The organism is Agromyces sp. P1_H4 (genome assembly GCF_056405255.1).
Genome location: NZ_JBFUCL010000513.1, coordinates 1 through 1666, shown reverse-complemented (window position 1 = coordinate 1666; position 1666 = coordinate 1). Strand labels below are relative to the sequence as shown.

Annotated in this window: 1 protein-coding gene and 1 pseudogene; both read right to left on the bottom strand. The window is 72.9% G+C overall.

The window, feature by feature from the left end:
- Nucleotides 1-277: pseudogene (locus AC1DY2_RS19510) on the bottom strand (hypothetical protein); the annotation flags it as partial.
- Between the two features lie 35 nt (nt 278-312).
- Nucleotides 313-1662 (bottom strand): D-alanyl-D-alanine carboxypeptidase/D-alanyl-D-alanine-endopeptidase, encoded by a 1350-nt coding sequence (locus tag AC1DY2_RS19505; RefSeq protein WP_476763916.1) that lies wholly within the window; start codon nt 1660-1662, stop codon nt 313-315.
- Between the last annotated feature and the right edge of the window lie 4 nt (nt 1663-1666).

The following is a 1666-nucleotide window of genomic DNA, read 5'->3' as shown; positions in this document are numbered from 1 at the left end:
CCCACGCACCGCTCATCGCCCCGCTGCCGCCGACCGTATCGAGATGCCCGGCGAGGAGCAGGCTGCCGCCGGCACCCGACCCGCGACGGCGCGCGAGCACGCTCGGTCGTGCGTGATCGCGGCCGACGAGGCGCACCTCCAAGCCCCGAGCACCCAGCCAGTCGGCGATGACGCTCGCGAGCTCGGCCTCGCCGGCACCGCCGGGAACGAGCGACGGGTTCGTGGCGTCGACGGCCACGAGGCGGCGGGCGAGCGCCACGACGTCCTCGCGAGGCATCCGCTCTGCTCCCATGTCAGCCGATGCCCGCCCGCTCACCGATTCGAGAGGTTGTCGCCGCAGAGGAAGAAGCCGGTCGTGAGGGTGTCGATCGCCTGCTTCGTGTCATCGGACACGTCGCCGAGCGCGTAGACGGCGAACGTGAGCGTCGAGCCGTCCTGTGCGCGCACGACGCCCGACAGCGTGTAGCCGCTGTTGATCCAGCCCGTCTTCGCCGACACCGCGCCGTCGGCGACGGAATTGTCGCCCGAGAACCGGTCGCTGTACGAGAGCGAACCCCGTTCGCCCGACACGGGGAGCCCGTCCATGATGACGCCCAGGTTGCCCTCGCGCGCGTTGATCTTCACGAAGAGGCGCGTGAGGTACGACGGCGGCACGGCGTTGTTGTCGCTGAGCCCAGACCCGTCGACGACGGTGATGCCGCTCGTGTCGATCCCGTAGGGGGCCAGCCCCTGCAGCACGCCGGCGTTGATGGCACCGAACGTGTTGCCCGTGCCGGCCTTGATCGCGACGAGGCGCGTCAGCATCTCGGCGATGGTGTTGTCCGAGACGATCAGCGCCTTGTCGATGAGCTGCGCGACCGTCGGCGACGAGACCGCGCCGAGCTGCGCCGCCCCCGCGGGCGCAGTGCCGCGCTCGATCACCGAGATGCCGCCGAGCTCCGTCGCGAATGCATCGCCCGCGCGGCCGATCGGGTCGGGACTGCGCCACGACGTGTTCGCGCCCGGGTCGTCGCGGTCGCCGTCCACCTGAAGCGCCGTGACGTTCGACATGTAGCCGTCCTCGCGCTCCACCACGTCCCAGCTGGGCTCCCACTCGTCGCCGGCGAAGAGGCTCGCGTCGAGCACCAGCTTCGTGAGCGGCGGGTTGGACGGGTCGGCGTCCCAGGCCGCGCGCACCTGGGCGGCGAGGTCGTCGAGGTGCGCCGCGCCGGGGTACACCGTCTCGGTGCCGCTCGGCGTGCGCGAGAGGGTGACGTCGCCACCGCCGACGAGCACGACCGAGCCCGGCTCAGATCCCTTGACCACGGTCGTCGTCGCCCGGTAGTCGGGTCCGAGGACCGACAGCGCGGCCGCCGAGGTCAGCACCTTCATGACACTGGCAGTGCGCGAGGGCGTGGTGCCGCCGCGGTCGTAGAGCACCTCACCGGTGGYGGCGTTCACGACCTGCGCCTGGAGGTTGGCCAGTCGTCCGTCGGCCGCGCGGTCGGCCACCGAGCACGTGCGGATGCGGCTCGCGGGGATCGCCGCCGCCGGCGCCGGGCGAGCGGGGTCGGCCGTCGGCGTGGGGGTGGCCGGCGCCGTCGCGGCGACGGTGTCGGGCCTGGGATCACCGGCGTTGAGGGTCGCGCCCGCGACCACGGCGCCCGTTCCCAGGAGCGCCACGGCC